Genomic DNA, 3,500 nt, shown 5'->3' with positions numbered 1-3,500 from the left:
CCCTAAGAGAGTGTTTCTTAAATCGTAAAATGCAGCCTGTCACCCTGAGCAACGCGAAGGGTCTCTACCCCAATCAGGCGCAAAACACGATTAGCCGGAGATGCTTCGCTTCGCTCAGCATGACAGTTCAAGGTTGCTGACCATTTAAGAAACAGTCTCTAAGAAGAAACCTCTCACCAGGGCGATGAACTGATCGAATTGTTCGCGGTGAATGAGATGACCGGTGTTCACGAACCGGACGATCTTGAGATTGGATTGGTCAGACCGCTCCTCCTGAAGAGACTGCGGCATGCCTGGCTGCGGAAAGAACGAACTCTTCATCATCAAAACAGGACACGTGACGCGGCGAAGAGCCTGGGCGGCCTCGCTCACTCTCTCACCCAAGGTCCCCCACAGCGTCGCGCCGAGCCGGACCAGCCCCGGGTCGAGGCGGGCGCAGTTTTCGACCCAGGTGACATACTCTTCTTCCGGCGGAACAGGCGCTCCGGGCGGCAGCTGCGACAGAGCCGATACCATGCGGTCCTCATGCGCTTGTGACTTCAATGGCTCCAACCACGCGATGTAAGCGCTCAACCACGCCCGGTATCCCGCGGATTGGGTGAAATCGGCGCTCGGACTGTCCGTATCCCCCGCTCCTTCCACGATCAGAGAGTGAACCAGGTCTGAGTAAGCGTCCGTCAGGTGAATGCCCGTCGTCCCGCCCTGTGAGAAGCCGAGCACGCGCGGCTTGCCCAGGCCGAGGGCGCGGATCGCCCCGGCGGCGTCTTCGGTGAGCAAGGCCTGTGAAAAGCCGGCGGCAATACCCTCCGAACGACCGTGGCCTCGGGCGTCCACCAGGATGACATCGTAGTCTTGCTCCAGAGCGCGGGCGGTGCGCAGCCACGAGAGCGCGCCCTCCAGGAAGCCGTGAAGAAGCACCACGGGCGGCCTGTCCCGGCCTGTGCGATAGTAGTGGTGACGAATGCCATTGGCCACGACATCGCCTTCCGACCAGTGGGATGGAATAATCTCTTCTATTCTCCGGTAGCGCTTAACCACCTGTGTTGCTGGATAGGAAGAGGATGGGTTCATTCAATGATCCCGACTTTGCTGAACTCCGGCAGGCCGCCCCAGTATATCCCCCAACCCAGAAAGAACAACGTGGCCGCCAGATAGGCGACGAAGAAAAAGGCCAGGATGGGTTGCTGGCGCAGCTTCTGGCGCCCCCAGATGAGCGTAAAAGCGACAACCAGCGCCGCAAACGGAACGCCCAAGGGCGTGGTGGCGGCTTCGACGACGGTGATGAAGTAATTGAAGCCGTGGATGATCCCGCCCGCGATTTCAAATCCCAACCCGGAGCGCTCACCCGTAAAGGGATTCTTCCACTGGCGGTAGATCAGGAGCGCCGACAGCCCGACGAGGCCAATGTGCCACAGATAATGACTGAGCACTTCATCCAGGAAATGGGTCAGTGCCTCAACATCGGCGCCAACCAGCGCTTTCGTCAAGTGGCCGATCGCGTTAGCGGCCAGATGCATGCCCTGGCCCTCCACCCACAAGGCCGCCAGTCCGAGAAAAGCCATCATCTCGCCCTGGCTGAACGGCCGCTCACGCCTCACTTGAAAAAGCAGCCAGTAGAGAGGCACGAGGATCAGCGGCGTCAAGAGATCAACCACATCCCCGTATTTCATGAGCGGGTAAAGGCCGAACTGCTGGCTGAGGAAAGCCGGGGAGACAATGAAAACAGCGAAGAGGATGGCAAAGATCAGCGTCAGACGGGCGGTGCGTTGCATTTTGATTCCCTGACAGGGTCAAGCTTCTCGCCGCAAGGGGACAAGGCATATTCTCCGCCGGAGCAGGACGGACGCGATGGTTGTGATAATAAAGATTCTCTTCAGGTCTATTTTCCCCATTTTCGTCTTTTTGTATCAACGCACCAGCGGAAAGGTCGGCGGCAGCATGCAGGGGCTCCGGGTGCTCCTCCCGACCACCACCGGACGCAAGACCGGCAAAAAGCGGATCACGCCGCTAGGGTACTTTGAGCACGACGGCGGCTACGCCATTATCTGTCCGTAGTCAGCACATTTTGCACAAAACTATAAGGTTGGCCGACCGATGAACTGTAGTCAGCACATCCTGCACACCGACCGATGGGCATGTAAACGGGCAAAGGGCTTCAAGACTGGCACTACCGGTTCGTCGAGCGGATAAGGGAAAACTTTGAGCGTTTGCCAGGCGGCTTCGGCTTCGGCCTGATAGTAGACGGTCAAAGTTTGCTTGGCCGTGTTCAAGGTCAACCACACGTATTTGGCGTGATAGCGTTTCCCAACCCGAAACGTTTCCTGGAGGAACTTGACGCCGCCCTGCGCTGACACACACCGGATCGCATGCACCCGCCCGCGGCAGATCGGCAAATCTTCGGGGATACGTTCGGCCAACCGTTGCGGCAAGCGATGGAGCCGATGCCCCTTCCGCAACTGCTGTGGGGTGTTGGCCTGACGTGGGGCCGCATAATCGGTATCGTACCAAGCCAAGAAACGCTGATAGACAGGCGGGATACGTCCCCGCGAGGTAAAGCGATGCTTGGCCCAGCATTGATGCGCCCAGAAATTGTTGAAGGTCTCGACCACCCAGTTGTAGTCGGCCTCGTATTCGGGAGTGAAGAGGACCTCGCTGCCAATATAGAGACACAACCGCACCGTGGGGCTCAGGCGATGCGGCTGGCGACCACCGCTGAAGGCGCTTTCGTTGTCGAATTGGGCCAGATCAGGCAAACCCATTTTTTGCCATGTTTTCAGCAGGTGTTCGCGGGCAGCCGTGGCTCGTTTGTGCGGCTGAGGTGTGGCTGACGCCGTATTGGTACAGTGATCGACCGTGGTAAAGGTCTGCACCACCTCCCCGCCGGTCAACCAGCGAGTCACAATGTCGGTCGCTTGCACCGCATTGGGGTAGGTGGCCAGCGGATGCGGACGATAGCTCCGTGCTTCGGCGGGCTGGGGCTGGGTCAAGCCACGCCGCTGTAAGATCCGTTGGATGGTGCTCAAACTCGGACACGGCTTGACCCGACGTTTCTCCAACTCGCGGCGGATCGTGCGGGCACCCACCGGAGCATACCGCAAGCGTGCGTTCCGTTGGCGAGCCAGGGTTTGCCGGAGTCGGACAATGCGATAAGTCGTTTGGCGTGAAATCTGATTGGGCTGGTGGCGCGGCGCGCGCGACGCTGACCGAAGGCGGCTATGGGGATGTTGACGTTGGTAGGCCACCCAATAGTAGACCCACCGACGACTGCGGTGAAATGCGGTGGCAATACTGGGGGCAGTGTGACCGGCGCGGAACATTTTCACAGCCTCGTGACGCTGTTGCGCCTCAGCTTCAGTGGCTTTCGTGTTGGGCGGCATGATGGATCTCCTTTCGGGAGATCATCATGCCAACTGTGCAAGATGTGCTGACTACACTTCATCGGTCGGTGTGCAGGATGTCCTGAATACACCTGCTTGTGCAAAATGTGCTGACTACGGACA

At 58.9% G+C, this 3,500-nt stretch carries 4 protein-coding genes; 1 reads left to right on the top strand and 3 read right to left on the bottom strand.

The window, feature by feature from the left end; all coding sequences use genetic code 11:
- Window positions 1–144: 144 nt before the first annotated feature.
- Both VIH17_02440 and VIH17_02435 read right to left on the bottom strand, forming a co-directional pair.
- Window positions 145–1,071: an alpha/beta hydrolase gene (locus tag VIH17_02440; GenBank protein ID HEY4682089.1), complete on the bottom strand. Its 927-nt coding sequence runs from the start codon at window positions 1,069–1,071 to the stop codon at window positions 145–147.
- Window positions 1,068–1,772, bottom strand: coding sequence for a hypothetical protein (locus VIH17_02435; GenBank protein HEY4682088.1), 705 nt, complete (start codon window positions 1,770–1,772; stop codon window positions 1,068–1,070). Before VIH17_02435 ends, VIH17_02440 begins: the two co-directional genes overlap by 4 nt.
- Before the next feature lie 76 nt (window positions 1,773–1,848).
- Here VIH17_02435 and VIH17_02430 point away from each other — a divergent pair, with 76 nt between their 5' ends.
- The gene (locus VIH17_02430; protein HEY4682087.1) at window positions 1,849–2,055 is read left to right on the top strand and encodes a nitroreductase/quinone reductase family protein; all 207 of its coding nucleotides are present in this window, start codon (window positions 1,849–1,851) and stop codon (window positions 2,053–2,055) included.
- A gap of 50 nt (window positions 2,056–2,105) precedes the next feature.
- Here the strand turns inward: VIH17_02430 and VIH17_02425 are convergent, their stop codons facing one another.
- Complete coding sequence (locus VIH17_02425; protein HEY4682086.1) at window positions 2,106–3,377, bottom strand: helix-turn-helix domain-containing protein; 1,272 nt, start codon at window positions 3,375–3,377, stop codon at window positions 2,106–2,108.
- Between the last annotated feature and the right edge of the window lie 123 nt (window positions 3,378–3,500).

The sequence above is a fragment of the Candidatus Acidiferrales bacterium genome, assembly GCA_036514995.1.
In the GTDB taxonomy this organism is placed as follows: domain Bacteria; phylum Acidobacteriota; class Terriglobia; order Acidiferrales; family DATBWB01; genus DATBWB01.
The sequence above is the reverse complement of the archived record's forward strand: the minus strand, read 5'-3'. Positions and strand labels throughout refer to the sequence as shown.